This is a genomic window from Cellulomonas triticagri, from assembly GCF_003696205.1.
Taxonomy (GTDB): Bacteria; Actinomycetota; Actinomycetes; order Actinomycetales; family Cellulomonadaceae; genus Cellulomonas; species Cellulomonas triticagri.
Genome location: NZ_RFFI01000061.1, coordinates 1 through 26,680, shown reverse-complemented (window position 1 = coordinate 26,680; position 26,680 = coordinate 1). Strand labels below are relative to the sequence as shown.

Here is a 26,680-nt window from a genome sequence, read left to right as displayed (position 1 = left end):
GGCGCGCACCCGGCGGCCCCGGCCCCGTGCCGGGTCGGGGCGCCCGGTGGACGCGGTCGTGGTCGGCTCCGGGCCGAACGGGCTCGCGGCGGCGGTGACCCTCGCGGGGGCCGGGCTCGAGGTCGTCGTGCTGGAGGCCCAGGACACCGTCGGCGGCGGCTCCCGCACGCTCGACCTCGGACTGGCGCCCGGCGTCCGGCACGACATCTGCTCGGCGGTGCACCCGATGGCGTGGGCGTCGCCGTTCTTCCGGTCGCTGCGCCTGGACGAACGCGTCGAGGTGCTGACGCCCGAGGTGTCGTTCGCGCACCCGCTGGACGGTGGCCGCGCAGGCGTCGCCTACCGGGACCTGGACCGCACCGCCGAGGGCCTAGCGGCGGACGGCGAGGCGTGGCGCCGGCTGTTCGGCCCCCTCAGCGAGTCGTGGCAGGACGTCGTGGCGCTCGCGCTCGGCGACCACCGCAGCGTGCCGGACGGCGTGTCCGGGCACCCGGCCCGCGCCGCGGCGACGGCAGCGCGGTTCGCCCTCGGGGTGCTGCGCAACGGGCAGTCCGTGGTGCCGTCCTCGCTGCGGACGACCGAGGGCGCCGCGCTGCTCACCGGCGTCGCCGGGCACGCGATCACCCCGCTGCCGTCGCTGGCGGCGGCGGGGACCGCGGTGCTGCTGACGACGCTCGCGCACGCCGGGCACGGCTGGCCGGTGCTGCGCGGGGGCTCGCAGGCGATCGTGGACGCGCTGCTCGGGGACCTGGTGCGGCTCGGCGGCCGGGTCGTCACCGGGCACCCGGTGGCCCGGCGGGCCGACCTGCCCCCGGCGCGCGCCTACCTGTTCGACACCGGCCCCCGCCTCGTGGCCCAGGTGTTCGGCGACGCGATGCCGCCGCACCTCGCGCGCGCCTACGCCGGGTACCGGTACGGCAACGCGGCCGCCAAGGTCGACCTCGTGGTGGACGGGCCGATCCCCTGGGCCCACCCGGAGGTGCGCCGCGCGGGCACCGTGCACCTCGGCGGCACCCGCGACCAGGTCGTCGCCGCCGAGCGGGCGGTCGCGCGCAGCCGGCACGCCGAGCACCCGCTGACCCTGGTGTCGGACCCCACCGTGGTGGACGACAGCCGGGCGACGGGCGGCCTGCGGCCGGTCTGGGCGTACGCGCACGTGCCCGCCGGGTCCGACGTCGACCCGACCGAGGCGGTGCTCCGGCAGGTCGAGCGGTTCGCCCCCGGGTTCCGGGACACCGTCGTCGCCCACCACGCGATCCCCGCGGCGGGGCTCGCCGCGCACGACGCGAACCTCGTCGGCGGCGACATCTCCGGCGGAGCGGTGTCGCTGTGGAGCATGGCGACCCGGCCGACGCCGCGCCTCGACCCCTACGCCAGCGGGGCCCCCGGCGTGTACCTGTGCTCCGCGTCCGCCCCACCGGGGCCGGGCGTGCACGGGCTGTCCGGGTGGTACGCGGCGCGCCGCGCGCTGCGCCAGGTGTTCGGCCGCACCGTCAGCCGATGACACCCGCGTCCTGGAGCTGCCGCGCGAGCGCGGCCCCGTCCGGGGCGTGCGCCGTCACCACCGCCGACCGGTCGAGCTCCCCCACCGCGCGGCGGGTCGCCGGGGTCGGACCCGGCAGACCGTTCTGGGCGACCTGCTCCGGCACCGACAGCTCGCGCACCGCGATGGCCGCGACCCGGCCGGGGTGCTCCGCCGCGAACGTCTCGTAGACCTGCGGGTCGTGCTGACCGTCGTCCCCCACCAGGATCCAGGTCAGGTGCGGCAGCTCCTCGGCGAGCCGCCGCAGCGTCGCCGCCTTGTGCTCCCGACCCGAGCGCAGCAGCGCCGTCCCCGTCGGACCCAGGTCCGTGAGCAGCAGCGAGCCCTGCGGCAGCCCCACCCGGTGCAGGAACCGGGACAGGGCGCTCGCGGTGTTCCACGCCCCGGTGGACAGGTAGAACACGGGGGCGTCGGGGTGGGTGTCCCGGAGCCGCCCGTACAGCTCGGGCATCCCGGGCACCGGCTTGCGCCGCTGCTCCGAGCGCACCAGGAAGTTCCACGCGGCCACGTGCGGGCGGGGCACCATCGTCACCAGGACGGTGTCGTCGATGTCGCTCACGATGCCGTGCGTCGCCGTCGGCGCGACCACCTGCACCGGAGCCGGGACGTCCGCGTCGCCGCCGTCCACCGACAGGTACAGGTCCTGCCAGCCGGGCTCCAGGGCGAGGTCCACCGGGGCGTCGAGGTACCCGCTGCGGTCCGTGCGCGCGACCAGCACCTCCTCGCCGTCGGCGCCCGGCGCGGTGCGGACGCGCACCACGGCGCCCGGCAGCTCCGCCGAGAACAGGTTCCGCCAGCCGCGTCGCGCCACGCTGCCCGGCGTCGGGGCGTCGGGGGCGGTCAGCAGCACCCGCGCCCGCACCCGGACACGGTCGACGGTGCCGTACGACGGGTAGGCGACGACGCGCGGGGTGTACCCGCGGCGGGACAGCACGCGCACGACGGCGGCGTTGAACCCGTCCTCGGCACGGGCGGCGATCCGGGCGACACTCATCACCCCAGTATCGGCACAGGCCGGCGGACGCGCCCCTGGAGGCCGCGGGCTGCCGCCTCAGCCGGGGACGGTGCCCCCGGCTCCGTCGACCGCCGCGTCGTACCGGTCCAGCACGATCGGGGCCAGCAACGGGTGCGGGCCGAGCGGCGCGGTGACCACGTCGGCCCCGGCCCGCGCGAGCGCGCTGTGGAAGTGCCCGGGTGCCAGCAGGTAGGAGGCCACGACCACCCGACCGGCACCGTCGGCCCGCGCGGCGGCGACCGCGGCGGAGACCGTCGGCTCCGCCGCGGCGCCGAACCCGACGGTGACGGGACCCGCCCACGCCTCGGCGAGGCCCGCCGTGACCTCCCGCACCGCCTCGGCAGCGGCGGGGTCGCTCGAGCCGGCCGCCGCGAGCACGACGGCGTCGCCGGGGACCGCCCCCGCCTCGTGCAGCCGTTGCAGCAGCACCGTGACCAGCCGTCGGTCCGGGCCGATCGGGGCGGCGGCCCGTGCGGGACGCCCCGCGACCGCCGCGCCGATGTCGTGCCGGACGTGGAACCCCGTCGACAGCAGCAGCGGCGCGACGACGACCGCAGGCCGCCCCGCCGGGCTGACGGCCGCCCCGGTGCCGGGCGCGTCGGCCAGGACCGCCGCGACGACGTCCGCGACCGCCGGTTCCTGGACGTCGACGAACGCCTCCTCGACGCGCAGCCCCGGCCGCAGCGCCCGCAGGTCCGCGACGAGCGACCGGACGACCCCCTGCCCGTCCGGGCTGCGGGTGCCGTGCGCGCAGGCGACCAGCACGGCGGTCACGGCCGGGTCCCCGGGATCACCGGCGTGGTGACGGCCGGGTCGAGCAGGCCCGGCCGCGCGACCTCGCCGACGACGACGACGGCGGGCGAGCGGACGCCCTGCTCGGCGCACCGCGCGACCACGTCGCCCAGCGGCGCGTGCACGACCCGCTCGTCCGGCAGGGTCGCGTTCGCGACGACGGCCGCGGGCGTGGCCGGGTCGACCCCGGCCGCCAGCGCCTGCGCGCTCCACCGGGCGATCCCGGCCATCCCCATGAGGACGACGGTCGTGACCCGGGCGTCGCGGAGCCCGGCGAGGTCCAGGTCGCTCAGGCCGCCGTGACCGTTGATGACGTGGACGCGGTCGCTGGTGCCGCGGTGCGTGACGGGGATCCCCGCCGACCCGGCGGCGGCGACCGCGGAGGTCACCCCGGGCACGACGCGGACCGAGATCCCGGCGGCACGGCACGCGAGCACCTCCTCGCCGCCACGACCGAACAGGAAGGGGTCGCCGCCCTTGAGCCGCACCACCCGGTGCCCCGCGCGCGCCCGGTCCACGAGGACGTCCTCGATCTCCGCCTGGGTGGCGCTGTGCAGACCGGGTGCCTTGCCGACCGCGACCACCTCGACGTCGTCCCGCAGGTCGTCGAGGACCGCGGTGGGGCCGAGCCGGTCGGTCACGACGACGTCGGCCTGCGCGAGCAGCGTCCGGGCGCGCACCGTCATCAGGGCGGGGTCACCGGTACCGCCGCCGACGAGCGCGACCTCGCCGGGCAGCAGCACGTCCGGCCCGGCGACGTCGGGACGCCCGGCTCGGGTGTCCGTGCCCGGCTCGAGCAGTGCGTCCACCAGGCGGTCCCGCACGGTCGCGACGCGTCGCGGGTCCGGCGACCCGTCCGAGACGACCGCGACCCGCATCCCCGCGACCTGCGCACCCGCGGGTGTCCGTGCGGTGCCGGCGGTCCCGTCGGCGGCGACGACGCAGAACACACGTCGGTCGGTGGCCCACGCGAGCACCGCGGCGTCCACGTCCACGTCGCCGGTGCAGCACCAGACGAACCAGGAGCCGTCGACGTCGTCCTCCCGCACCGGGCGCTGCTCCACCTGCGCGTCACCGGACGCCGCCAGCGCGACGAGGTCGGGGACGAGCGTCGGCGCGACCACCCGGAGGCGGGCGCCGGCGGCCACGGCGTTCGCGGCACGCCGCGCGGCGACGGGACCACCGCCGACGACCAGGACGGGCCGACCGCTCAGGTCCAGGTCCAGGAGCGTCACGAGGTCACCGCCACGAGCACGTCCTCGCCCTCGACGGCGACCGGGTACGTGCGCAGGTCGACGGGCTCCTTGCCGACCGGGTCCAGGCAGGCACCGGTCGTGAGGTCCCAGACCTGCTTGTACATCGGTGAGGTGAGCGTGGGCGCGCCCGCGACGTCGCCGACGATGCCCCGGCTCAGCACGTTGGCCCCGCAGTACGGGTCGTGCTGCTGCACGGCGAGCACCCGGTCGTCGGCCAGCCGGAACACCGCGATCCGGTGCTCGCCGAGCAGCACACCGGTACCGCGCTCGGGCAGCAGGTCCGCGAGCCCGCAGACCCGGGTCGGGGTGGTTCCGTCGGCGGTCACGGCGTGCTCTCCTGGATCTCACGGGTCGGGGGGACGATCTCGATGTCGAGCGACCCGTCGGGCGCCGCGGCGGCCGACCGGGCGGCGCGCAGGTCGGGCACGCCGTGCTCGCCGGCCCGCGCCGGGCGGGCCTGGCCGCGCTCGGGGACGTAGGACAGGTCCGGGTCGGGCTGCCCGGGGGCGTTGACGTAGGGCGTGAACCGGCGCAGCTTCTCCGGGTCGTCCAGGGTGGCGCGCCACTCGTCGACGTACCCTCCGACGTGCCGGGCGATCTCGGCGTCCAGCTCGGCGCCGATGCCCTGCGAGTCCTCGACGAGCACGCGGCGCAGCTCGGCGACCCCGCCCGGGTACGCCTCGACCCAGCGCGCGGTGCGCTGGAGCCGGTCGGCACTTCGCACGTACAGCGCCAGGAACCGGTCGACCGTGCGCACCAGCGCCTCGTCGTCCAGGTCCTCGGCGAGCAGCTCGGCGTGGCGGGGCGTGAACCCGCCGTTGCCGCCGACGTAGACGTTCCAGCCCTGCTCGGTCGCGATCACCCCCACGTCCTTGCCGCGCGCCTCGGCGCACTCGCGGGCGCAGCCGGACACGCCCACCTTGAACTTGTGCGGTGAGCGCAGCCCGCGGTAGCGCATCTCCAGGCGGATGGCCATGCTCGCGGAGTCCTGCACGCCGAACCGGCACCAGGTCTGCCCGACGCAGGTCTTCACCGCGCGCAGCGACTTGCCGTACGCCTGCCCGGACTCGAACCCGGCGTCGACGAGGCGCCGCCAGATCGCCGGGAGCTGGTCCTGCCGGGCGCCGAACATCGCGATGCGCTGCGCGCCGGTGATCCGGGTGAACAGTCCGAAGTCCCGCGCGATCTCGGCGAACGCGATGAGCTTCTCGGGGGTGACCTCCCCACCGGCCATCCGCGGGACGACCGAGTACGTGCCGTCCTTCTGCAGGTTGGCGAGCAGGTGGTCGTTGGTGTCCTGCAGCGGCGCCTGGTCGGGCTGCAGCACGTGCCCGATGCCCAGCGACGACAGGATCGACGCGACCACCGGGCGGCAGACCGCGCAGCCGCGACCGGTGCCGTGGCGGGACACCACCTCGGTGAAGGTGCGCAGCCGCTCGGACCGCACCAGGGCGTAGAGCTCGGCGCGGGGCATCGCGAAGTGCTCGCACATGGCGTTCGACACCGCGATGCCGGCCTGCTCCAGCGAGCGGTTGACGACCGTGGTGAGCAGCGGGACGCAGGAGCCGCACACCGTGCCGGCGCGGGTGCACGACTTGACCTCGCCGACGCTGCGGCAGCCGTGCTCGGTGACCGCCTCGCGGACGGTGCCGACCGAGACGTTCGAGCACGAGCACAGCACGACGTCGTCGGGGAGCTCGGTCGGTGCGGGTCCGCCGCCCTCGGGCGCGAGGAAGGCCGAGGGGTCCGCGCCGAGCGGGCGGCCCAGCAGGGGGCGCAGGGACGAGTAGAGCGCGATGTCGCCCACGAAGACGCCGCCGAGCAGCAGCTGGGCGTCGTCGGACACGACGAGCTTGCGGTAGGTCCGGGCCACCGGGTCGGCGAACGTCACCTCCAGGGCACCGGGCGTGAGGCCGAGCACGTCGCCGAAGCTCGCCGCGTCGACGCCGACGCCCTTGAGCTTCGTGCCGTCGGCGGCCTTCTCGTAGACGGAGTCGCCGCCGCACAACCGGTCGGCGACGACGTCGGCCATCGCGTTGCCCGGCGCGACGAGACCGACAGCCTCCCCGTCGTAGCTGGCGCACTCGCCGACCGCCCAGACCGCCGGGTCCTCGGTGCGGCAGGTCGGGCCGACCACGACGCCACCCCGCTCGGCGATCGCGAGCCCGGACTCCCGGGCGAGGCGGTCCCGCGGCCGGATGCCGGTGGAGAACACCACGACGTCGGCGGGCAGCACGTCGCCGGTGGACAGGTCGAGCGACCCGACGGCGCCGTCCTCCGCCGCGCCGACCCGGGTCGCGCCGGTCGTGGTGCGCACGGCCATGCCGAGGCCCTCGGCGAGCACCCGCAGGGCCTCGCCGCCACCGGCGTCCAGCTGGACGGCCATCAGCCGGTCCGCGAACTCCACGACGGTCGGTGCGACGTCCAGGGTCTGCAGGGCGGCGGCGGCCTCCAGCCCGAGGACGCCGCCGCCGACGACCGCGCCGCGCAGCGGCCTGCCCAGGACGGCGGACCGCTCGGCGACCCACCGGCGCAGCGCGCCGACGTCGTCGAGGGTGCGGTAGCCGAGCACGCCGGGCAGGTCGGTGCCCTCGGTGCGCGGCACCCACGGCCACGAGCCCGTCGCCAGCACCAGCGTGTCGTAGGGCACGACCCGACCGGACGCGGTCCGCACGGTCTGCGCCTCGCGGTCCAGGGCCTCGACCTTGTCGCCGGTGATCAGCTCGACCCGCGGGTCGGCCCACGGCGCGGGGTCCAGGGCGAGGTCCGCGTCCGCGCGTCCCGCGAACACGTCCGACAGGTGCACGCGGTCGTACGGTGCCCACGGCTCGTCACCGAGGACAGTGAGGTGGAACGTCCGGTCGCCCGCCCGTCGGCAGAGCTGGTCCGCGAACCGGTGCGCGACCATGCCCGCACCGACGACGACCACGTGGCCGAGATCGGGCTCGTCCGGCACGGCTGATGAAGGGGGCGTCATGCCCCCAGTCTCGACGGCCGCACCGACGGGTACTGGGCCCAACGGCCCAGTACCCGGAGCCGCCGGCGGTCCCCGGAGGGTCAGGCCGCGATGTGCCGGTCTCCGCGCCGGGCCTGGGGCACGACGGTGCCCTCGGCGACCCGGGTCTCCGGCTCGACGACGGCGCGCGCGCCGAGCCGGGCGTCCGCGCCGACGTGGCTGCGGGTGCCCACCTTCGCGCCGGGTCCGACCTGGGCGCCGCGCCCGACGTGGACGTGGGAGCCGACGGTGGCGGCCACCTCCACGCGCGCACCGGGTTCGACCCAGGCGTGCTGCCCGATCCGGGCCCGCGCCTCGACACGTGCGCCGGGGTCGACCCAGGCGGTGTCGGCGACGTAGGCGGTGCTGTCCACGACGGCCCCCTTGGCGACGAGTCCGCCGCCGTTGTCGTGCCGCTGGTAGCGCACGACCGTGCCGTCCTGCTGCTCGAGGTCCTCGTATCGCTTCTTCATGGCACCTGGTCGAACGCCCGGGACGCCCTGTTTGTTCCTGCGGTCACGAACGAGTGACGCCCACCCCCGGACGGCGGTCGGGCTCGCGCCGTCACCTGCGTTTCGCCCCGGATGCTTGCCCGGATGGTTCTGAGTTTCTTCGTTTCTGTTGACTCCGGACCGTGACCCGCGCCACAGTGGTGCCACGCCCGACCACCGCTGGTCGGGGGCTCCGGCACCGCCGCCGGACCGCACCAGGTCAGGACACCGCCGTCATGTACCCGCCCGAGCGCCACACCGTCATCGTCACGACCGCGCGCGCCGCGGGCCGTGTCGAGGTGGCCGCGCTCGCTGCCGACCTCGACGTCACCCCCGAGACCGTGCGCCGCGACCTCACCGCCCTGGAGCGGATGGGCCTGCTGCGCCGCGTGCACGGCGGCGCCGTCCCCGTCGAGCGCGCCGGGCACGAGCCCGCGGTCTCCCAGCGCGAGCAGGTGCTGTCGGCGGAGAAGGAGCGCATCGCCAAGGCCGCCCTGGACGAGCTCCCCGACGGCGGCTCCGTGCTCATCGACGCGGGCACCACCACCGTCCGGCTCGCGGAGATGCTGCCCGCCGACCGCGAGCTGATCGTCGTCACCCACGCGCTGCCCGTCGCGAGCGCCCTCGCCGCGCTCCCCCGGGTCACCCTGCACCTGGTCGGCGGCACCGTCCGGCCCCGCACGCTCGCCGCCGTCGGCGGGTGGGCCGAGCGGGCGCTCGCGGACGTCCGGGTCGACGTGGCGTTCCTCGGCACCAACGCGCTGTCGGTCGAGCACGGGCTGTCCACCCCGGACCTCGCCGAGGCCACCGTCAAGCGCGCGCTGGTCACCGCCGCGCGCCGCACGGTCGTCCTCACGGACCACACCAAGGTCGGCCGCACGGAGCTCGCGGCGGTCGCGCCGCTGTCCGCCGTGGACGCCGTCGTCACGGACTCGGGCCTGGCGCCCGAGCTCGCCGAGGAGATCGAGACCGCAGGCCCGCGCGTGGTGCGGGCCTGACACGCACCACCCCCGGGCCTCGGCACCCGCCGGGCGACCCGGACACCGTCCGACGAAGGAGAATGATGAAGGTCTTCCGCTTCTACGCCCCCGGCGACGTGCGCCTGGAGGAGGCGCCCGAGCCGCGCCCCGGGGACGGCGAGGTCCTGCTCCGGGTCCGCGCGACCTCGATGTGCGGCACGGACGTGAAGATCTCGACGTCCGGGCACCAGCGCATCGTCCCGCCGCGGGTCATGGGCCACGAGATCGCCGGCGAGGTGGTCGAGGTGGGCGCGGGCGTCGAGGGCTGGGCCCCCGGCGACCGCGTCCAGGTCATCGCGGCCATCCCGTGCGGCGAGTGCGAGTTCTGCACCGCCGGGGCCATGACCATCTGCCCGAACCAGGTCTCCATGGGCTACGACTTCGACGGCGGGTTCGCCCCGTACATGGTCGTGCCGCGCGCGGTGCTGAAGGTCGACGGCCTCAACCGCATCCCGGAGAACGTCTCCTACGCCGAGGCGTCCGTCGCCGAGCCGTTCGCCTGCGCGATCAACGCCCAGGAGATCATCGACGTCCACGACGGGGACACCGTCGTCGTGGTCGGCTCCGGCCCCATCGGCTGCCTGCACGTCCGGCTGGCCCGGGCGCGCGGTGCCGCGCAGGTGTTCCTGGTCGAGCTCAGCCGCGAGCGCCTCGACCTCGCCGCCGCCGTGGTGAAGCCGGACGCCGCGATCTGCTCGGCGGAGACCGACCCGGTCGCCGCGGTCAAGGAGCTGACCGGTGGCAAGGGCCCGTCGGTGGTGATCACGGCCGCCGCGTCGGGTGCCGCGCAGGAGCAGGCGCTGCAGATGCTGGCCCCGCAGGGCCGGCTGAGCCTGTTCGGCGGCCTGCCGAAGGACAAGCCGACGATCACGTTCGACTCGAACCTCGTGCACTACCGCGAGCTCGCGGTGTTCGGCGCGAACGGGTCGAGCCCGGAGCACAACCGCCAGGCGCTGGCGCACATCGCCGACGGGTCGGTGCCGGTCGCCGACCTCATCACGCACAAGCTGCCCCTCGACCAGGTCGCCGAGGGCATCGACGTCGTCCGCACGGGCGCGGGCATCAAGGTCACCATCGAGCCGTGACGACGGTCCCCCCGTCGCACCGTCTGAGAAGGAGCAGGTCAGTGTCGATCCTCTCCCTGCCGGGCACCATCGCCCGGCCCAGCACCCCCTCCGGGGAGGTGTAGGCGTCATGTCCACCGCAGCCGCCACCCCCACCACGGGCCCCACGCGGGCCAAGCAGGCGCAGGTCCGCGTCCAGCGGTTCGGCGCGTTCCTCAGCGCGATGATCATGCCGAACCTCCCCGCCTTCCTGGCGTGGGGCCTGATCACGTCGCTGTTCATCGCCGCCGGCTGGTTGCCGAACGGCATCCTCGGCGGGTTCGGCGACGCCGACGCGCCGGGAAGCTGGCAGGGCGCCGCCACGGCGCTCGCGCAGGCCGACGACGGCACCACCTTCCAGCAGTACGTGGGCCTCGTCGGGCCCATGGTCACGTACCTGCTGCCGATCCTCATCGCCAACGCGGGCGGGCGGATCGTCTACAAGGAGCGCGGCGGCGTCGTCGCCTCCATCGTCGCGGTCGGCATGATCACCGGCTCCACGGTGCCGATGTTCCTCGGCGCCATGGTCGTCGGCCCGCTGTCCGCGTGGATCATGAAGAAGGTCGACTCGCTGTGGGCCGGCAAGATCAGGCCGGGCTTCGAGATGCTCGTCGACATGTTCTCGGCGGGCATCCTCGGTGCCGCGATGGCCGTGGGCGCGTTCTTCGGGTTCGCCCCGATCATCACGGGCGTGTCCGACGTGCTGGGCAACGTCGTGTCGTGGATGGCGGACAACCACCTGCTGCCGCTGATGGCCGTCGTGGTCGAGCCCGCGAAGGTGCTGTTCCTCAACAACGCCATCGGCAACGGCGTCCTAGTGCCGCTCGGTGCGCAGGAGGTCGTGGAGACCGGGCAGTCGCTGCTGTTCCTGGTCGAGTCGAACCCCGGCCCGGGCCTCGGCATCCTCATCGCGTACACGGTGTTCGGCATCGGCGCGGCGCGCTCGTCGGCTCCGGGTGCGGCCATCGTCCAGTTCATCGGCGGCATCCACGAGGTGTACTTCCCGTTCGTGCTGATGAAGCCGACGCTGATCGTCGCCGCCATCGCCGGTGGCGCCACGGGCATCGCGACCAACGTGGTGTTCGGCAGCGGCCTGCGCGGCCCGGCGGCTCCGGGGTCGATCATCGCGGTGCTCGCCGCGACGCCACGGGGCTCGTTCCTCGGGGTGGTGCTGTCGGTCGTGCTGTCGTTCGCGGTGACGTTCCTCATCGCCGCGGTGATCCTGCGGGCCTCGCGCAAGCGCGACCTGGCGGCGGGCGGCGGCGACCTCGCGGCCGCCATCGCGCAGACCGAGGCCAACAAGGGCAAGTCGTCCTCGGCCCTCGGGGCGATGGCCGCCTCCCAGGCCGGGCCTGACGAGGCCGCGTCCGACCGGCCCCTGCGGTCCATCGTGTTCGCGTGCGACGCCGGCATGGGGTCGTCCGCGATGGGCGCGAGCATCCTGCGGGACAAGCTCAAGAAGGCGGGCCGTCCCGACATCACGGTGGTCAACAAGGCCGTCGCGAACCTGGAGGACGACGTCGACCTGGTGATCACGCAGCGCGAGCTCACCGACCGCGCCCGCCGGGGCGCCCCGAGCGCCCGGCACGTGTCCGTCGACAACTTCCTGTCCAGCCCGGTGTACGACGACGTCGTCCGCGAGGCGGCGCAGCAGTCCGAGAGGAGCACCTCATGACCGACCTGCTGAGCGAGGACCTCGTGGTCCCCGCGGGGCGGTCCACCACCAAGGAGGACGCGATCCGGGAGGCCGGCGCGCTGCTGGTCGGCGCCGGTGCCGTGGCCCCGGACTACGTCGACGCGATGCTCGCCCGCGAGCAGACCGTCTCGACGTACATGGGCTCGTGGCTCGCGATCCCGCACGGCACGGACGAGGCGAAGGGCACGATCCGGCAGTCGGCGATCTGCCTGATCCGGTACGAGCACGAGATCGACTGGGGCGGTGCCGGACCGGTGCGCGTCGTGGTCGGCATCGCGGGCGTCGGCGACGAGCACCTGTCGCTGCTGTCCCGGATCGCCCTGGTGTTCACCGACGCCGAGCGCGTGGAGCGGCTGCTCGCCGCGACGACGGCGGCGGACCTCACCGCGATCCTCGGGGAGGTCGAGCCGGCCTGACCCGGCTGGCCCTCTGACGCCGCGGCGCCCGGCTCCTCCGCACCCCTGCGGGAGGTGCCGGGCGTCGCGGTGTCGGGGGGTTGTGCGACGATCGGGCCGTGCTGCCCGACCCGACCTCCCGCCCCGCCGACGCGGGCGGCGGGGACTGGTCGTCGGTGCTGGACGGGCTGCTGGCCTGGGGCCCCGGCACCGCCCCCGACGCGGCGCCGACCCGGACGCACGCGGCGGCGCTGCAGGTCGAGCTCCGCGAGATGACGCCCCGCACCCGCGACCGGTGGAACGGCCCGGTGTCCCGCACCGCCACCGCCCGACGTCCGGGCGCGACCGGTCCCGCCCCGGTGCACCGCCTCGGCGTGCGGCCGGTGGTGCGGTCCGCGCGCGGCTGGACTCGTGGCAGCCTGACCTGGACGAACCTGCCGCACATGCGCGCCCGGGTGGACATGGACCCCGAGCAGCACCGGTGGTTCTGCCAGGTCGGCGCCCTGCACCGTGCGGCCGAGCCGCCGACGCCCGGCGACGACCCCGCGTGGGTGTACCTGGACGACTTCGTGAACCCCGTGCTGTGGGAGCTGCTGGACCAGGCCCGCGACCTCGGCATCGCCCTGGTCGGCTCGGGCGCGGGCGCCGTGGTCGAGGTGGGCCGCGAGGCGTGGCTCGGCCTGGACGTCGCGCAGCACGGCGACGGCGTGCGGGTCCGTGCGCACCTCGCCGTGGACGGCGCCGACCTGCCGCCCGAGCACGCGCACCCCGTGGGGACGCACGGGGTGTACGTGGTCGACCCGGCGCACCCCCGGCAGGTGCTGCTCGCGCCGACCGCGGAGCCGCTCGGGCCGCAGCAGCTCGCGCTCCTGGGCGGGCAGAGCGTCGCCGACGCCCTGCGCGACGGCGTCGTCGTCCCCGCCCGGGAGACCGAGCGGTTCGTGCGCGACCGGCTCCCGGCGCTGCGCGCGGGGCTCGACGTCACCAGCGCCGACGGCTCGGTGGCGCTGCCGCCGCCCGCCCCGCCGACGCTGGTGCTCACCGTCCGGCACTCGCCCGGGCACGTCGCCGACCTCACCTGGTCCTGGGACGGGCACGCCCGCTCCGGCCCCACGCCGGACCCGCGCACGCTCGTGCCCGGCCACCTGGTGCCCGGCGGCTGGCCCGTCCTCGCGGACGGCGACGACCCGACCGCGCTGCCCGAGCCCGTCACGCTGCGCGACGTCGACGCCGCCGAGCTCGTCACGACCGTGCTCCCCCGGATCACCGCCCGACCGGGCGTGCGCGTCGACACCCTCGGCACCGTCCCGGCGTACCGCGAGCTGCGCGGCGCGCCGGTGCTGACGATCACCGCGCAGCCCTCCGACAGGACCGACTGGTTCGACCTCGGCGTCCTCGTCACCATCGAGGGCCGCACCGTGCCGTTCGACCCGCTGTTCCGCGCGCTCGCCCAGGGCCGCCGCAAGCTGCTCCTGGTGGACCACACCTACCTGTCGCTGGACCACCCCGCGCTCGCGCCGCTGGCCGACCTGGTCGCCGAGGCCCGCGACCTCACCGAGTGGGAGACGGGGCTGCGGATCAGCCGCCACCAGACGAGCCTCTGGGCGGACCTCACGGCGCTCGCCGACGAGGTCGAGGAGCCGGAGGCGTGGCGCTCGCTGCTGGCCGACGCCGCCGGGGACGCCCCGCACCCGGTGCCCGTGCCGCGCGGGCTGCGCGCCGACCTGCGGCCGTACCAGGCCGAGGGGCTGGCGTGGCTGGCGTTCCTGTGGCGGCACCGGCTCGGCGGGATCCTCGCGGACGACATGGGCCTCGGCAAGACGCTCCAGGTCCTCGCGCTGATCCAGCACGTCGTGGAGCAGCGGGCGGCCGAGCCGACCGGCGCCGCGCCGTTCCTCGTCGTCGCCCCGACGTCGGTCACCCCGAACTGGGTCGCGGAGGCCGCGCGGTTCACCCCCGGGCTCGTGGTGCGCCGCGCCGCGGGCACCCAGGCCGCGGGCGGGCCGTCCGTCGCGGACCTGGCGGACGGCGCCGACGTCGTCGTCACGTCCTACGCGCTGCTGCGCCTGGACGCCGAGGCGTACGCCACCGTCCCCGGCGGCTGGGCCGGGCTGGTGCTGGACGAGGCGCAGCAGGTCAAGAACCCCGCCGCGCGCGTGCACCGCGCCGCCCGCGACCTCGCCGTCCCGTTCACCGTCGCGCTGTCCGGGACCCCGGTCGAGAACTCGCTCACCGACCTGCACGCGCTGCTCGCGCTCACCGCCCCGGGTCTGCTGCCGCACGCGACGGCCTTCGGGCAGCAGTACGTGCGCCCCATCGAGACCCCGCACGCCGGCATCACCTCCGGGCCCGGTGCGGGCGACGTCGAGGAGTCCACCGCCCGGCTGCGCGCCCTGCGCCTGGACCGGCTGCGCCGCCGCATCCGCCCGTTCCTGCTGCGCCGCACCAAGGACCTGGTCGCCGCCGACCTCCCCGAGAAGCAGGAGCAGACCATCGCGGTCGAGCTCGCCCCGGCGCACCAGGCCGTCTACGACCTGTACCTGCAGCGCGAGCGGCAGAAGGTGCTGGGCCTGATCGAGGACCTGGACCGGCAGCGGTTCATCGTCTACCGGTCGCTGACCCTGCTGCGGATGCTCGCGCTGGACGCCTCCCTCATCGACCCCGAGCAGGCCGCCGTGCCGTCCAGCAAGCTCGACGCCCTGCTCGAGCAGCTCGCCGACGTCGTCGCCGAGGGGCACCGCGCCCTGGTGTTCAGCCAGTTCACGTCCTACCTGGGCCGGGCGGCCGACCGGCTCGCCGCAGCAGGCGTGCCGTACGTCTACCTCGACGGGTCCACCACCCGGCGCGAGGCGGTGGTGGAGGAGTTCCGCACCGGCGACGCCCCCGTGTTCCTCATCAGCCTCAAGGCGGGCGGCACCGGCCTCAACCTCACCGAGGCCGACTACGTCTTCCTGCTCGACCCGTGGTGGAACCCCGCGGCCGAGCAGCAGGCCGTGGACCGGGCGCACCGCATCGGGCAGGACCGGCCGGTCATGGTCTACCGGCTGATCGCGGCGGGCACCGTCGAGGAGAAGGTCGTCGCGCTGCAGCAGCGCAAGGCCGCGCTGGTGGACGCCGTGCTGGACGACGGCGACCTGTTCGGGTCCGCCCTCACCGCCGACGACGTCCGCGAGCTGCTGGGCTGAGTCAGCGCAGATACCGTTCCGCGGCGTCCCGCACGGCGGTGCTCACCCGGTCCAGCGCGGCCGTGCGCAACGTCCACTGCTGCCAGTGCAGCGTCACGTCCACGGTGCGGCCGGGGTCGACGTCGACGAGCGTCCCGTCGCGCTCCCCCGCCGCGGCGTCGACCTCGGGCAGCATCCCCCACCCGAACCCGAGGCGGACGGCGAGCAGGAAGTCCGCGGTGGCGGGCACGTGGTGCCGGGGCGGTCGGGAGACGTCGGCGCCGCGGGTGCGCAGGTAGCGGTCCTGCAGGTCGTCCTGCCGGTCGTAGACGACGACGGGCGCGGCGGCCAGCGCCTCCGGGGTGGGTCCGTCCGGGAAGCAGCGCGCGGCGAGGGCGGCGGCCATCATCGGCCGGTAGCGCAGCACGCCGAGCCGGTGGACCTCGCAGCCCTGCACCGGGCGGGAGTCGGTGGTGATCGCGGCGACGACGGTGCCGTCGCGCAGCAGCTCCGCGGCGTGGTCCTGGTCCTGGCGGTGCAGGTCGAACGCGATCTCGTCGGCCAGCGGCGCCAGCGCGGGCAGCACCCACGCGCCGAGGGAGTCGGCGTTCACCGCGATCGGCAGCACGGTGCGCTCGCCGGTGGCGCCCGCCGCGACCTCCGCCCGGGCGTCCGCCGCGAGGCCGAGCACCTGACGGGCGAGGCGCAGGTACACCGCACCCGCCTCCGTGACCCCGGCGGGTCGGCTGCGGCGCACCAGCACCTGGCCGACGGCCGTCTCGAGCGCACGGATGCGCTGGCTCACCGCCGACTGCGTGAGGTGCAGCGCCGCGGCGGCGCCCTCGAAGGATCCTTCGTCCACGACGGCCCGCAGGGCGCGCAGCTGCGGCAGGTCGACCTCGCTCATCACCCCACCGTAGTGACGCCCGGCGCCCGCCGTCTGGGACGAGGTGCCCGGATCGTCCGGGGTACGGTCAGGAGATGCACGAGCAGGCCCAGGCGGTGAACCCGTACCTCCCCACCTGGGAGTACGTCCCCGACGGGGAGCCGCGGGTCGTCGGCGACCGGCTGTTCGTGTTCGGCTCGCACGACCGGTTCCGCGGGACCCGGTTCTGCCAGAACGACTACGTCGCCTGGTCCGCCCCCGTCGACGACCTGGCGTCCTGGACGTCGCACGGCGTGATGTACCGCCGCGACCAGGACCCGACCAACCCGCGCGGCCGCCGCTCGATGTGGGCGCCGGACGTGGTCCAGGGCGGCGACGGGCGGTTCTACCTGTTCCACGGCACGCAGTTCGTCCCGCGGATCTCGGTGGCCGTCGCGGACGTGCCCGAGGGGCCGTACACCTTCCTCGGGCACGTCACCCGCCCGGACGGCACCCTGCTCGGCGGGCGGCCGGGCGACGTCTTCCCGTTCGACCCGGGGGTCCTGGTCGACGGCGACGGCCGGGTCTGGCTGTACGTCGGCTTCGCGCCCACCACCTGGTTCCTGCGCCGGCAGGTCGACCGGCACCGGCTGCGCCGGGACGGTGCCTACGTCGTGGAGCTCGCGTCCGACATGCGCGCCGTCGTGGGCGAGCCGCGGCGCGTGCTGCCCGGCGCGGGGTCCCCGGCGGCGGGCCTGCCGCACGCCGCAGGGTTCGCCGGGCACGAGTTCTTCGAGGCCGCGTCGATCCGCCGGATCGGCGCGACCTACTACCTCGTGTACTCCTCGGTGCAGGGCCACGAGCTCTGCTACGCCACCAGCGACCGGCCCGACGAGGGCTTCCGCTACGGCGGCACCCTCGTCAGCAACGGCGACATCGGGTACCAGGGGCGCCGCCCCGAGCAGGCCGTCGCGTACACCGGCAACAACCACGGCGGGCTCGCCGAGGTCGGCGGGCGGTGGTTCGTGTTCCACCACCGGCACACCGACCGCAGCCAGGTCAGCCGCCAGGGCCTCGCCGAGCCGGTCGAGATCAACGCCGACGGCCGGATCGCGCAGGTCGAGATGACCAGCGCCGGGTTGCACGGCGGCCCGCTGCGCGGCACCGGCACGTACCCGGCGAGCATCGCGTGCGTGCTCCGCGGCCCGGACGGCGCCCGGCCCTCGCCGTACCTCAGCCTCACCCGGCGCGGCCCGCACCCGTACCTCACCCAGACGGGGCGGGACCGGGAGGGCTTCGGCGACCAGTACGTCGCGAACGTCCGGCACGACGCCGTCGTGGGCTTCCGCTACCTCGACCTCACCACCACCCGGCGGATCACCGTGGACGCGCGCGGCAGCGGCGAGGGGTTCTGGCAGGTGAGCACGCTCCTGGACGGCGACCCGGTCGCGGTCGTCGAGGTCCCCGCCCGACGCGGGACGTCCTCGGCCCGGCTGCCGTCCGGGCTGAGCGCCCGTTCCGGCCTCTACCTGCGCTACACCGGCAGCGGACGGGCGGATCTGCACGCGATCACGCTCGACTGACCAGCCGGATCGTCCGGCGTCAGGCGCCGCGACCGCCCAGCGCGGGCCGGCGCACCCGCGCCGCCTCGGCCATCCGGAACCGCAGGACGCTGTTCTCGTCCTCCAGGCGGCTGACCGTCGCGCGCAGCGTCGCCATCTGCCGCTCCACGCGCGCCAGCCGCCGGTCCAGCACCGCGTCCGACCGCGCCGGTTCGGCCGCCGGCGGACCGGGCACCGTGGCCTGGAGGTCCCGGATCCGGGTCGCGAACTCGCGGTGCTGCCGCAGGTACGTCACGGAGCAGTGCGCGGCCGCCGCCACCGACACGAAGTCGAACGGCCCGCCCTCCTCCTCGACCAGCGCGAGGACCTGCTCCACGTTCCGGCGGACGTCGGCCGCCCGACGCCGTGCCTGCTCGACCACGTCCACCTGCGCGGACGCCTCGTTCTGCTGCATCCCGCCACTGTGCTCCCCGCACGGGGCGACCGTCGGGACCGATGGTCCCGGTGCGGCTGTCTCGTGGGTCACGTCGGCGCGAGCGCGTCGATCGCGAGGCGTTCCGCGGCGCGGGCGAAGCCCGGCCGCGAGGTGGCCGCGCAACGTCGGGAGGGTGACCGGCGGGTTCGCGTAAGCACGAGCCTGATCAGCCAGCACGCGCAGCACCGCCGGCTCGTCGAGGTCCAGCAGGTCCAGCAGGAACTCGTCCGGGTGGAGCGCCTCGATCGCGTGCGGGGCGAGCGCGGCGGTCGGGAAGTCCTTGACGTTGGCGGTGATGACCGCTGCCGCCCCGGTGCGCACCGCGGCGGCGAGGACGTGCCTGTCCTTCGGGTCGTTGCGCATCGCCGGCACGAGGTCGTCGTGCCCGTCGACCTCGGCGTGCGGGAACGCGCGCCGCATCGCCCGCACCCTCCCGGCGGCGCGACCCGGTTCGAGGCCTCGGGCGCGGACGAGCGCGCGCTCGACCTCGTCCAGGATCTGCGCGCTCCACCGCGGCTCGTACAGACCGGCGTCCGCCGCGCGCAGCAGCGTGTCGACAAGGGGGTGCGGGACGAGCACGCACGCGTCGAGGACGACGACGAACGCCATCTCAGCGCGTGGCCTCGAAGCCCGGCACACCCGTGTCCGGCAGACCACCGTCGCGCGTCAGCGCGTCGAGGACCACACGGCGCTCGGCGCGGACCCGCCGCTCGTAGTCGACGAGGTCGGACAGCAGCACGCGGCGGTGCCGGTTCGGTCTGGTGAACGGGATGACCCCGTCCTCGAGCAGCTTCACCACCGTGGGCCGGGAGACCCCGAGGAAGTCGGCGGCCTCCTGCGTCGTCATGACCGTGTCGTGCGGCGCGACCGTCACCGCCTTCCCCTGCCGCATCAGGCGCACGACGCTGCTCAGGACGTCGAAGAGCGCACTGGGCAGCTCCACCCGGCGACCGTCGGGCGCGACGAGGTACGCGTGGGTCTCCACGGTGAGGACGGCGTCGACGTCGGACAGGGCCGTGGTGTCCGGCTCCGGCATGACTGTGCGCTCCAGCATGTGCGTCATGACCCCGACCCTAATTCGCAAGAGTCGAAAGCGGTAGAGCTCTAGGTATCAGTTCTTCTGATGCAGCAGCAGGAGCAGTCGTTGGACCGATGCACCGTCGTCGCCCTACCTTCACCCCGTGCCCGCCTCCCTCGCCACCGCGCTGACCGGACTCGCCTTCGGCCTGTCGCTGATCGTCGCCATCGGCGCCCAGAACGCGTTCGTGCTGCGTACCGGGTTGCGGGGTCGGCACGTGCTGCCGGTGGTCGCGGTGTGCGCGCTGTCGGACGCCGTGCTCATCACCGCCGGGGTCGGCGGCCTCGGCACCCTGGTGGACCGGTACCCGGCGGTGCTCGTCGCCGCGCGCGTGGGCGGCGCGGTGTTCCTCGCCGGGTACGCGGTGGTCGCGGCGCGCCGCGCCTGGCGGCCGACCGGCGACGTCCTCACCGACGAGGCGCCGGCCCCCGGGCGGGCGGGGCTGCTGCCGGTTCTCGGCACCGCGCTCGCGCTGACCTGGCTGAACCCGCACGTCTACCTGGACACCGTCGTGCTGCTCGGCTCGGTCGCCGGGACGCACGGCGACCTGCGCTGGTGGTTCGGCGCGGGTGCGGTGCTGGGCAGCCTCGTGTGGTTCGCGGCGCTCGGGTACGGGGCGCGGCTGCTGCGCCCGGTGTTCGCCCGCCCGGCGGCGTGGCGGGTGCTCGACGCGACGATCGCCGTCGTGATGGCGACGATCGCCGCGTCGCTGCTGCTCGGCCTGTGAGGGGTCAGCGCACCTCGACCGCGTACAGCGAGTACCCGTGCGGCGTGGCACGCTGCACGCCCCGCACCCGCACCTCCCGCACCGCGGCGTCGACGGTGAGCACGTCGGTGCCGCCGTCGCCGTCGGTCACCTCCGCGAGCGTCGTCCAGGCCGTCGCCCCGGCCGTCCGCCCCTCCACGACGTACGTGGTGGCGTACGCGCCCTCCCAGACGAGCGTCACCTCGCGCACGCGCTCGGTGCGCCCGAGGTCGACGGACAGCCACTCCTCGTCGGTCCACGCGCTCGCCCACCGGGTGCCGGGGTCGCCGTCCACGGCGTTCGCCGCCGCGAACCCGGCGTACTCGTCCGAGGAGGACGTCGCGGTGCCGGTCCGGGCGAGGTCCGGCGTCGGCCGCCCCTCGCGGGAGAACACCGCGAACCGGTGCAGCGAGACGCCGTAGGACGTCGTGCGGCCGCCCGCCAGCACCCGCACGTACCGGGCGCGCACGTCCTCGGTCACGTGCACGGCCGTGCCCTCGCCACCGGAGGTGACGGTGGCGACGGTCGTCCACGCGGCGTCGGCGGTCGCACGGACCTGCACCCGGTAGTCGGCGGCGGCGGCGCGCTCCCAGTCGAGCTCGACGCGGTCCACCGGCACGACCTCCCCGAGGTCGACCGCGATCCACTGGTCGTCGGCGGCGGCGCTGGACCAGCGCGTGACCGGGTCGCCGTCCACGGCGGCCGCGGGGCGCAGGCCGTCGTTCTCGGCGGACGAGGCGGTCACAGGCTTGCCCACCGCGACGTCCCGCGGCTCGGCCGGGGCGTCCGGGGCGGCGTCGCCGTTCGCCGCGACGGTCACGACCGTGCTCACCGCGAGATCACCGACCTGCGCGGTGACCGCGACCTCGCCCGGCTCGGCGCCCGCCGTGACGGTCCCGTCCTCCGCGACGGTCCCCGCGCCGGTGGCGGACCACGTCGCGGCCACCGGTCCCCCGGCGCCGGTGGCGTCGAACGCGTGCGCGGTGAGCGCGACGTCGGCGCCCGCGCGCACCGTGGTGCCGTCGGGGGCGAGCAGCAGGCGGGTGGGCGTGATCTCGGCCGCGGTGCGCGTGCCGGTGACCTCGACCTCGTGCAGCGAGTACCCGTACCCGGTGAGCCGGGAGATCCCGTGCACCCGCACGTACCGCGCGGTGACGTCGAGGGCGAGGTCGTCGGCGGACGCGTCGGTCTTGGACACCGTGCGGACGGTGGTCCACGGGCCGTCGGCGTCGTCCGCGACCTGGAGCGCGTAGGCCGAGGCCGCCGCGCCCTCCCAGACCAGCCGCGTCCCGGTCAGGTCGAACCGGCCGCCGAGGTCGAGGGTGAGGTCGACGTCGTCCACGCCGTGCTCGCTCTCCCACCGCGTGCCGGGGTCGCCGTCGACCGCGTTCCCGGCGACGTTGCCGCCGAGCGACGAGGACGCCGTCGCGGTCGCCGCGACCCTCCGGTCCGCGGCCGGGCCGACGACCGCGACCACGGCGGTGCCCCGCGCGTCGCCGACCGTGGCGGTGACGGCCGCCGAGCCGGGCTCGGGCACGGTGAGCGTGCCGTCGGCGTCGATCGTGCCGTCGGTGGTGGACCACGCGACGTCCTCCGCCAGCGCGCCGAGCGGGTACGGGTCGCCGTACTGGTCGAGGCCGTCGGCCTCGAACCTGGTCGCGGTCCCGGCCTCGACGCGCACCTCGCCCGGGTCCACGGCGAGGGTGGACAGGCGAGGTGCCACGTCGATGCGGACCGTCGCCGCGGCGCTGACGTCCCCGCTGCGGGCCGTGACGGTCGCCCGCTCGGTCACCGTCGTCGCGTGCAGCACGCCCGTGGCGTCCACGGTGCCGCCCGCGTCCACCGACCAGGTGAGGTCCGGCAGCGGCACCACCGCGCCGTACTGGTCGTACCCGGTGGCGGTGAACGTGGTGGTCGTCCCGGGCGCGACGGTCGTCACGTCCTGACCGACCGCGATGCGGGTGAGGCGCGCGTCACCGTGGTGCGTGAGCTGCGTCCCGGCGGGGACGTCGAGGGTGGCGACCCGGGTGCCGCCCTCGTAGACGGCGTACGCCTGCTGCTCGGTGGTGGGGTTCCGGACGACGTAGGTGTACGCGCCGTCGGCGTCGCGGTAGACCTGCGCGAGCGGGGCGTCCACGTGCCGGTCGGCGGTCTCGGTGCCGAGGGCGAGGTTCGCCTGGCCGCTGTAGTAGACGAGCCCGGCCATGGACACCGACGTCGCGACCGGGTCGTCCCGGCGCGCGAGCTCGGCGATCACGTCCGCGTACACCGCGGGGTGCGACTGGGCGAGCATCCCGAGCACGACGTTGCCGAGGGCGTCGCCCATCGCGGACACGACGTCGGCGGCCCGGTCGGTGTCGCGCCCGGGCTCGTAGCCCGCGACCTCGAACCGGTACAGCGCGTCGTTGACGTCCTCGTCCACCGTGAAGTCCGTGACCAGGTACGCGAGCAGCGGCGACGCCGGGTCCCAGTCGGCGGGTTGCCGGTCGACCACCGCCTCGTCGTACCGGAACGGGACCAGCGCTGCGGGGAACGTGTCCGGCGTCCAGTAGGCGTCCGGGAACACCAGCGAGCCGTCCGCGGCGGTCTGGACGTACGCGGTGCCGGTGGTGGCGTCGTAGAACGGGTTCGCGGCGACCTCGGCCGTGGCGTAGCCCGGGTGGTGCTTCTCGACCTCGCGCAGCGCCGACTTCAGCTCCTCCAGCGCGGCCTGCTGGTCCTGGTCGATGTCGATGTCGCCGTAGGTGCCGATGCCCCACCACTTCTTCGCGAACATCTGGATGCGCCCGGCGTTGCCACCGCGCGTGCCGTCCTCGCCGACGACCCGGGGCCGGTCCGCGAGCATGTCGTCCACCAGGGTCGCGGCGTGGTCGGCGTCCCAGCCGAGGTAGTTCAGCCACGGCCCGGTCGGCATCCACTGGATGCCGTAGATCCAGGCGGGGTCACCTGAGAAGTACGTCGCGTACGCCTGCCCGCTGTCGTACAGGATGCCCGTCGTGGAGTGCGCGTAGGCGTCGGCGAACACGTCGCCCTCGACGTCGAGCCAGTACTCCCGGACCGCCGCCCGCTCCGTGACGTACCCCATCGCGCCCGTGGCCTGCATCTCGGCGTCGCCCAGGGCGACGCCGAGCAGGTACAGCCCGGCCCAGGACTGGATGGCCTCGCTGCTGGACTCCTGGTTGTTGCCGCCCGGCGAGGAGTACCCGCCCGCGTACGAGTGCCCCGCCCACACGTCGAACGTGCGCAGGTACGGGAAGTCCGGGTTCTCGCGGTCGCCGTTGCCGTACTGGTCCGCGACCAGCCCGGCGACCTCGCCGTAGCCCGCCGCCCACTGCGGGTCCTCCAGCGCGAGCATCGCGGCAGCCGCGGTGAAGTACCCGTAGTGGAAGTGGTTGTCGGTGAACTGCGAGGACCCGTAGGACTCCCCGAACCCGACCAGCGCGCGCCACTGCCCGTACCGGGTGAAGAAGTGCTGCGACTCCCCCGCCGTGTACGTGAACCAGTCGGTCAGGGCGGTGCGCAGCGACGCCTTCAGCGCCTCGTACGGCTCGGTCGCGCCGATCTGCTTCGCGGCGAGCATGTACTCCGCGAGCTGGAGGACGTCCTTGCCACCCCAGTACGTGTCACCGCCGTAGCCGGTGCGCGCGGCGTAGTCGGTCAGGTAGCCGACCATCGCGGCGTGCACCTCCGGGTCCGCCCCGGCGAGGGCCGCCGACTCGCCCGCCACCGGCGTGAGGCCGGTGAACGCGAAGGTCGTGCTCCAGCCGCCGTGCCCGACGGTGGTGCGCATCTCGCCGCGCGGCGTGGCGTAGGTCGTGCCGGTGAACGGCAGGTCGTGCGCCGCCTGCCGGTACTGGTGCGGGAGCCAGCCCTGGACGGTATCCAGCCCGTCGCCCTCCAGCGCCTCGGTGTCCAGCGACCACGTCTCGGTGACCGTGCCCGCCGTGGAGTCGTACGCGTCGTCCATGCGGGTGTCCCGCGGGACCGCGAAGGCCGTGGCGTGCATCGTGTCGAGGTCGGCCCCGTCGGCAGCGAGCGCGCTGAGCACGAGGTGCGGGGTGCCCGCCGCGGCCGCCACGACATCGCCGGTGCGCTCGAACGTCGTCCCGGCCGGGGCGTGCACGCCGAACCGGGTGCCGCCCTGGTCCACCACGAACCGGTCGGTCGTCACGGGGAACGTGAGCGGGGCGCCGTCCGCGTCGGTCAGCACCGCACCCGGCTCCAGGGTCACGGTCGGCGTCGTGCCGTCGTACTCGAACCACACGTACGGCACGCCGCGCGCCGCCGTGACGTCGATGTGCGGCGCGGCCGGATCGGCCTCGGTGCCGAGCCGCCAGGACACGTCCCAGTCGCCCCACCCGGTCACCACCGCGCTGTCCGCCGCGAACGCCGGGTCGAACCGGTCCGGCAGCCCTTCGGGGACGTCGGTCAGCACGATCTGGTCGACCAGCACGTGCGCCCAGCCCGCGGGCAGGGAGTCGACGACCTCGACGTGCGCCGTGCGGCCCTGCCACGGCGTGAGGTCCCACGTCACCCAGCGCAGCGTCTCGCTGTTCTCGCCCGTCGCCGACGCGACGACCTCGCCGTCCACGACCAGCCGCAGCTCCTCGGCACCGGGGTGCTGACCGCCCCCGACCAGGGCCGCCAGCGCCACGCGGTCCACGACGAACTCCGGGGACGTCAGCGTCCCGGTCGCCCCGTCGCCCGCCTCCGGCGTGTACGAGTTGAGCAGCCCCTTCCCGAGGAACCCGCTGACCGTCCCCTGCCCCGGGGACGTCCCCGTCGACGGAGCCGTGAACGCGTCGCCCTCGGCGACCCAGTCCGCCGGCAGCGTGTCCTCGAAGTCCGCGAGCACCACGTCGCTCGGGTCGGGGCGCGGCACCGCGAGCCCGCCGACCCGCACCGGGTGCTCCAGCACCATGGCCGTGCCGTCCGCGTTCCACCGCGTCGGGTAGCGCACCACGGCGCCGGACGCGTCGTTCGCGACCACCAGCGGGTCCGCCCACAGATCCCCGGAGAACCGGCTGACCAGCAGGTCCGTCCACCAGGCGTTCGTGGGAACAGGCTCATCCGCCAGGGACGCGTCCCGGTACAGGTGCTGGTCCAGCGTCGCCTGCACCGCCTCGCCGACCTCGGGCGGCGGGGTCGTCGCCACCGACCCGGCGCCGACGGGCTCGCCGTCCTGGGCCGGGGCCGCGGTCACCTCCGGGGCGGCGGGGGCCGGGGTGCCCGGCGCGGCGGCGGCCGGGGCCGCACCACCCGCCAGCACCACCGCGAGCAGGGCCGCCACGGCGCCCGCCCGTCCGTGCGTCGACGCTGCCCGCATGTGCTGCTCCCCCGATCCGCGGGGGCACCACGTCGGGTCCACCCCCGCGTCGTCGCGTGCCGCCCCGGCGGGCGGCGTGTCGTGGTCGAGTATCACCGCAGGTCGTCGTGGTGACGACCGCCACCCGGGGCACGGGCGACACGATCGGGACCGGGTGGCCGCGCCTGCGTCGCCGGCCCGGGGGGCGGCAGGGAGCGGGCGGGTCCCGCATCATCACGCGGTACGACCCGGTAAGCGCTCCCCGTAAGTGTGGGCACCCTCGGCCCGAGGCGCGTCGGCGATGTCCGGAATGCCCGCCGTCGGACCACCGGAGCAGCCGGTCCCGGGATCACCCGTCCGGACCAGCGCACCCCCGCCCGATCGGGTCCCGTTCAGTCGAGCGTGAGCACGGTGGCCCGGTCACCGTCGCCGTCCGCCACCGAGGCGAGCCCCGCCACGGTCGCCTCCGCGACGCGCGGGAGCAGCACCGCCGCGTCGGTCGGGGCGTCCACCGCCCACCGGGCGTCGGCGCCGGGCCAGACGACGGCCGTGACGTTCGCCGTCGGCTCCGGAAGCTGCGCTCCGACGACGAGGAACTGCTGCCCGAGCCGCTGGGACGACACCCGGTCCAGGGCGTCCACCAGGTCGGCGCCGACGACCACGACGACGTCCGGCTCGGCGTCCGCCGCTGCGACGAGCACCGACTCCGGGTCCCCCGACGCCGGGGTCGCCGCGGGCAGCACCTCGGCGCCCTGCCCGGTCACCGCTGCGACGACCTGCTCGACGGCAGGCGCGGGGCCGCCGACCACCGCGAGCACGGGCGCGGCGGCGTCGGGGGTGGGACTCGGCGCCGCGAGGGCGGGCGCGGTCGGGCCGACGGGCGGCGTCGAGCCACCGTGCGCCGCGGGCGACGCACCGGCGCACCCGCCCAGGGCCAGCAGCACAGCGACCGCCGCGAGGACGGCGGCGGGTCGGCGGGGGGTCACGCCATCACCTCACGACGGGGAACGGGTGGGAGCAGGGAGTCGAGCAACGCCGGGCGGCGGCGGAGGGAGGTCGCCGTCGCCCGGCGGGCGCGACCCGGGCACCCGCCCGGGTCGCGCCGTGGTGCGTGCCTGCTCAGGCCGCGCGGCGGCGGCTGTGCCGGACCGCGAGCCCGCCGCCGACCAGCAGCGCCACCG

General features: G+C 75.6%; 19 protein-coding genes. 8 read left to right on the top strand and 11 right to left on the bottom strand.

Features of this window, described 5'->3' with window-relative positions:
* The first annotated feature begins 46 nt into the window (after window positions 1–46).
* On the top strand, window positions 47–1,504 hold the full coding sequence (locus tag EBM89_RS11910) for a phytoene desaturase family protein (RefSeq protein WP_122149646.1): 1,458 nt from the start codon (window positions 47–49) through the stop codon (window positions 1,502–1,504).
* Here the strand turns inward: EBM89_RS11910 and EBM89_RS11905 are convergent.
* The 6 genes from EBM89_RS11905 to EBM89_RS11880 form a co-directional block, all read right to left on the bottom strand.
* A complete protein-coding gene (locus EBM89_RS11905; protein ID WP_147463539.1) occupies window positions 1,494–2,537 on the bottom strand; it encodes an App1 family protein phosphatidate phosphatase in 1,044 nt (347 codons plus the stop codon). The genes EBM89_RS11910 and EBM89_RS11905 overlap by 11 nt on opposite strands.
* Before the next feature lie 57 nt (window positions 2,538–2,594).
* Complete coding sequence (locus tag EBM89_RS11900; protein WP_233571695.1) at window positions 2,595–3,332, bottom strand: sirohydrochlorin chelatase; 738 nt, start codon at window positions 3,330–3,332, stop codon at window positions 2,595–2,597.
* Window positions 3,329–4,585 (bottom strand): uroporphyrinogen-III C-methyltransferase, encoded by a 1,257-nt coding sequence (gene cobA / locus EBM89_RS11895; protein WP_122149644.1) that lies wholly within the window; start codon window positions 4,583–4,585, stop codon window positions 3,329–3,331. The genes EBM89_RS11900 and cobA overlap by 4 nt, the downstream gene beginning before the upstream one ends.
* The gene (nirD, locus tag EBM89_RS11890; RefSeq protein WP_122149643.1) at window positions 4,582–4,932 is read right to left on the bottom strand and encodes a nitrite reductase small subunit NirD; all 351 of its coding nucleotides are present in this window, start codon (window positions 4,930–4,932) and stop codon (window positions 4,582–4,584) included. The genes cobA and nirD overlap by 4 nt, the downstream gene beginning before the upstream one ends.
* On the bottom strand, window positions 4,929–7,583 hold the full coding sequence (nirB, locus tag EBM89_RS11885; RefSeq protein ID WP_122149642.1) for a nitrite reductase large subunit NirB: 2,655 nt from the start codon (window positions 7,581–7,583) through the stop codon (window positions 4,929–4,931). The genes nirD and nirB overlap by 4 nt, the downstream gene beginning before the upstream one ends.
* Before the next feature lie 80 nt (window positions 7,584–7,663).
* Window positions 7,664–8,074, bottom strand: a complete 411-nt coding sequence (locus EBM89_RS11880; RefSeq protein ID WP_122149641.1) for a transferase — start codon at window positions 8,072–8,074, stop codon at window positions 7,664–7,666.
* Between the two features lie 254 nt (window positions 8,075–8,328).
* On the opposite strand from EBM89_RS11880, the gene EBM89_RS11875 reads away from it, so the two are divergent.
* From EBM89_RS11875 to EBM89_RS11855, 5 genes are all read left to right on the top strand, one after another.
* On the top strand, window positions 8,329–9,090 hold the full coding sequence (locus EBM89_RS11875; RefSeq protein WP_122149640.1) for a DeoR/GlpR family DNA-binding transcription regulator: 762 nt from the start codon (window positions 8,329–8,331) through the stop codon (window positions 9,088–9,090).
* Between the two features lie 65 nt (window positions 9,091–9,155).
* Complete coding sequence (locus tag EBM89_RS11870) at window positions 9,156–10,196, top strand: zinc-dependent dehydrogenase (RefSeq protein ID WP_122149639.1); 1,041 nt, start codon at window positions 9,156–9,158, stop codon at window positions 10,194–10,196.
* Between the two features lie 109 nt (window positions 10,197–10,305).
* Window positions 10,306–11,889: a PTS mannitol transporter subunit IIBC gene (locus EBM89_RS11865; RefSeq protein WP_122149638.1), complete on the top strand. Its 1,584-nt coding sequence runs from the start codon at window positions 10,306–10,308 to the stop codon at window positions 11,887–11,889.
* The gene (locus EBM89_RS11860) at window positions 11,886–12,326 is read left to right on the top strand and encodes a PTS mannitol transporter subunit IIA (protein WP_122149637.1); all 441 of its coding nucleotides are present in this window, start codon (window positions 11,886–11,888) and stop codon (window positions 12,324–12,326) included. The genes EBM89_RS11865 and EBM89_RS11860 overlap by 4 nt, the downstream gene beginning before the upstream one ends.
* A 98-nt stretch (window positions 12,327–12,424) precedes the next feature.
* Window positions 12,425–15,490 carry a DEAD/DEAH box helicase gene (locus EBM89_RS11855; RefSeq protein WP_122149636.1) on the top strand — a complete coding sequence of 1,022 codons (3,066 nt, stop codon included), beginning with the start codon at window positions 12,425–12,427 and terminating at the stop codon, window positions 15,488–15,490.
* A gap of 1 nt (window position 15,491) precedes the next feature.
* Here EBM89_RS11855 and EBM89_RS11850 read toward each other — a convergent pair whose 3' ends face one another.
* On the bottom strand, window positions 15,492–16,376 hold the full coding sequence (locus EBM89_RS11850; RefSeq protein ID WP_122149635.1) for a LysR family transcriptional regulator ArgP: 885 nt from the start codon (window positions 16,374–16,376) through the stop codon (window positions 15,492–15,494).
* Window positions 16,377–16,450: 74 nt separating this feature from the next.
* On the opposite strand from EBM89_RS11850, the gene EBM89_RS11845 reads away from it, so the two are divergent.
* Complete coding sequence (locus EBM89_RS11845) at window positions 16,451–17,917, top strand: family 43 glycosylhydrolase (RefSeq protein ID WP_122149634.1); 1,467 nt, start codon at window positions 16,451–16,453, stop codon at window positions 17,915–17,917.
* A 19-nt stretch (window positions 17,918–17,936) separates the two neighbouring features.
* On the opposite strand, the gene EBM89_RS11840 is transcribed toward EBM89_RS11845, so the two are convergent.
* Both EBM89_RS11840 and EBM89_RS11835 read right to left on the bottom strand, forming a co-directional pair.
* A complete protein-coding gene (locus EBM89_RS11840) occupies window positions 17,937–18,980 on the bottom strand; it encodes a PIN domain-containing protein (RefSeq protein ID WP_122149633.1) in 1,044 nt (347 codons plus the stop codon).
* Window position 18,981: 1 nt separating this feature from the next.
* The gene (locus EBM89_RS11835) at window positions 18,982–19,434 is read right to left on the bottom strand and encodes a helix-turn-helix domain-containing protein (RefSeq protein ID WP_122149632.1); all 453 of its coding nucleotides are present in this window, start codon (window positions 19,432–19,434) and stop codon (window positions 18,982–18,984) included.
* 118 nt (window positions 19,435–19,552) lie between these two features.
* On the opposite strand from EBM89_RS11835, the gene EBM89_RS11830 reads away from it, so the two are divergent.
* Window positions 19,553–20,176 (top strand): LysE/ArgO family amino acid transporter, encoded by a 624-nt coding sequence (locus EBM89_RS11830; protein ID WP_122149631.1) that lies wholly within the window; start codon window positions 19,553–19,555, stop codon window positions 20,174–20,176.
* Window positions 20,177–20,180: 4 nt separating this feature from the next.
* Here EBM89_RS11830 and EBM89_RS11825 read toward each other — a convergent pair whose 3' ends face one another.
* Window positions 20,181–25,520, bottom strand: coding sequence for a discoidin domain-containing protein (locus EBM89_RS11825; protein WP_147463538.1), 5,340 nt, complete (start codon window positions 25,518–25,520; stop codon window positions 20,181–20,183).
* Window positions 25,521–25,891: 371 nt separating this feature from the next.
* Window positions 25,892–26,485 carry a BMP family ABC transporter substrate-binding protein gene (locus tag EBM89_RS11820; protein WP_199732089.1) on the bottom strand — a complete coding sequence of 198 codons (594 nt, stop codon included), beginning with the start codon at window positions 26,483–26,485 and terminating at the stop codon, window positions 25,892–25,894.
* Window positions 26,486–26,680 lie beyond the last annotated feature (195 nt).

Excerpts from the sequence above, each read along its gene's own strand:
- EBM89_RS11865 (WP_122149638.1), top strand. The coding sequence starts at position 10,306 with ATGTCCACCGCAGCCGCCACCCCCACCACGGGCCCCACGCGGGCCAAG.
- EBM89_RS11905 (WP_147463539.1), bottom strand. The coding sequence starts at position 2,537 with ATGAGTGTCGCCCGGATCGCCGCCCGTGCCGAGGACGGGTTCAACGCC.
- EBM89_RS11840 (WP_122149633.1), bottom strand. The coding sequence starts at position 18,980 with ATGGCGTTCGTCGTCGTCCTCGACGCGTGCGTGCTCGTCCCGCACCCC.
- EBM89_RS11825 (WP_147463538.1), bottom strand. The coding sequence starts at position 25,520 with ATGCGGGCAGCGTCGACGCACGGACGGGCGGGCGCCGTGGCGGCCCTG.
- EBM89_RS11845 (WP_122149634.1), top strand. The coding sequence starts at position 16,451 with ATGCACGAGCAGGCCCAGGCGGTGAACCCGTACCTCCCCACCTGGGAG.
- EBM89_RS11875 (WP_122149640.1), top strand. The coding sequence starts at position 8,329 with ATGTACCCGCCCGAGCGCCACACCGTCATCGTCACGACCGCGCGCGCC.
- nirB (WP_122149642.1), bottom strand. The coding sequence starts at position 7,583 with ATGACGCCCCCTTCATCAGCCGTGCCGGACGAGCCCGATCTCGGCCAC.
- EBM89_RS11880 (WP_122149641.1), bottom strand. The coding sequence starts at position 8,074 with ATGAAGAAGCGATACGAGGACCTCGAGCAGCAGGACGGCACGGTCGTG.
- EBM89_RS11850 (WP_122149635.1), bottom strand. The coding sequence starts at position 16,376 with ATGAGCGAGGTCGACCTGCCGCAGCTGCGCGCCCTGCGGGCCGTCGTG.
- EBM89_RS11860 (WP_122149637.1), top strand. The coding sequence starts at position 11,886 with ATGACCGACCTGCTGAGCGAGGACCTCGTGGTCCCCGCGGGGCGGTCC.
- EBM89_RS11870 (WP_122149639.1), top strand. The coding sequence starts at position 9,156 with ATGAAGGTCTTCCGCTTCTACGCCCCCGGCGACGTGCGCCTGGAGGAG.
- EBM89_RS11835 (WP_122149632.1), bottom strand. The coding sequence starts at position 19,434 with ATGACGCACATGCTGGAGCGCACAGTCATGCCGGAGCCGGACACCACG.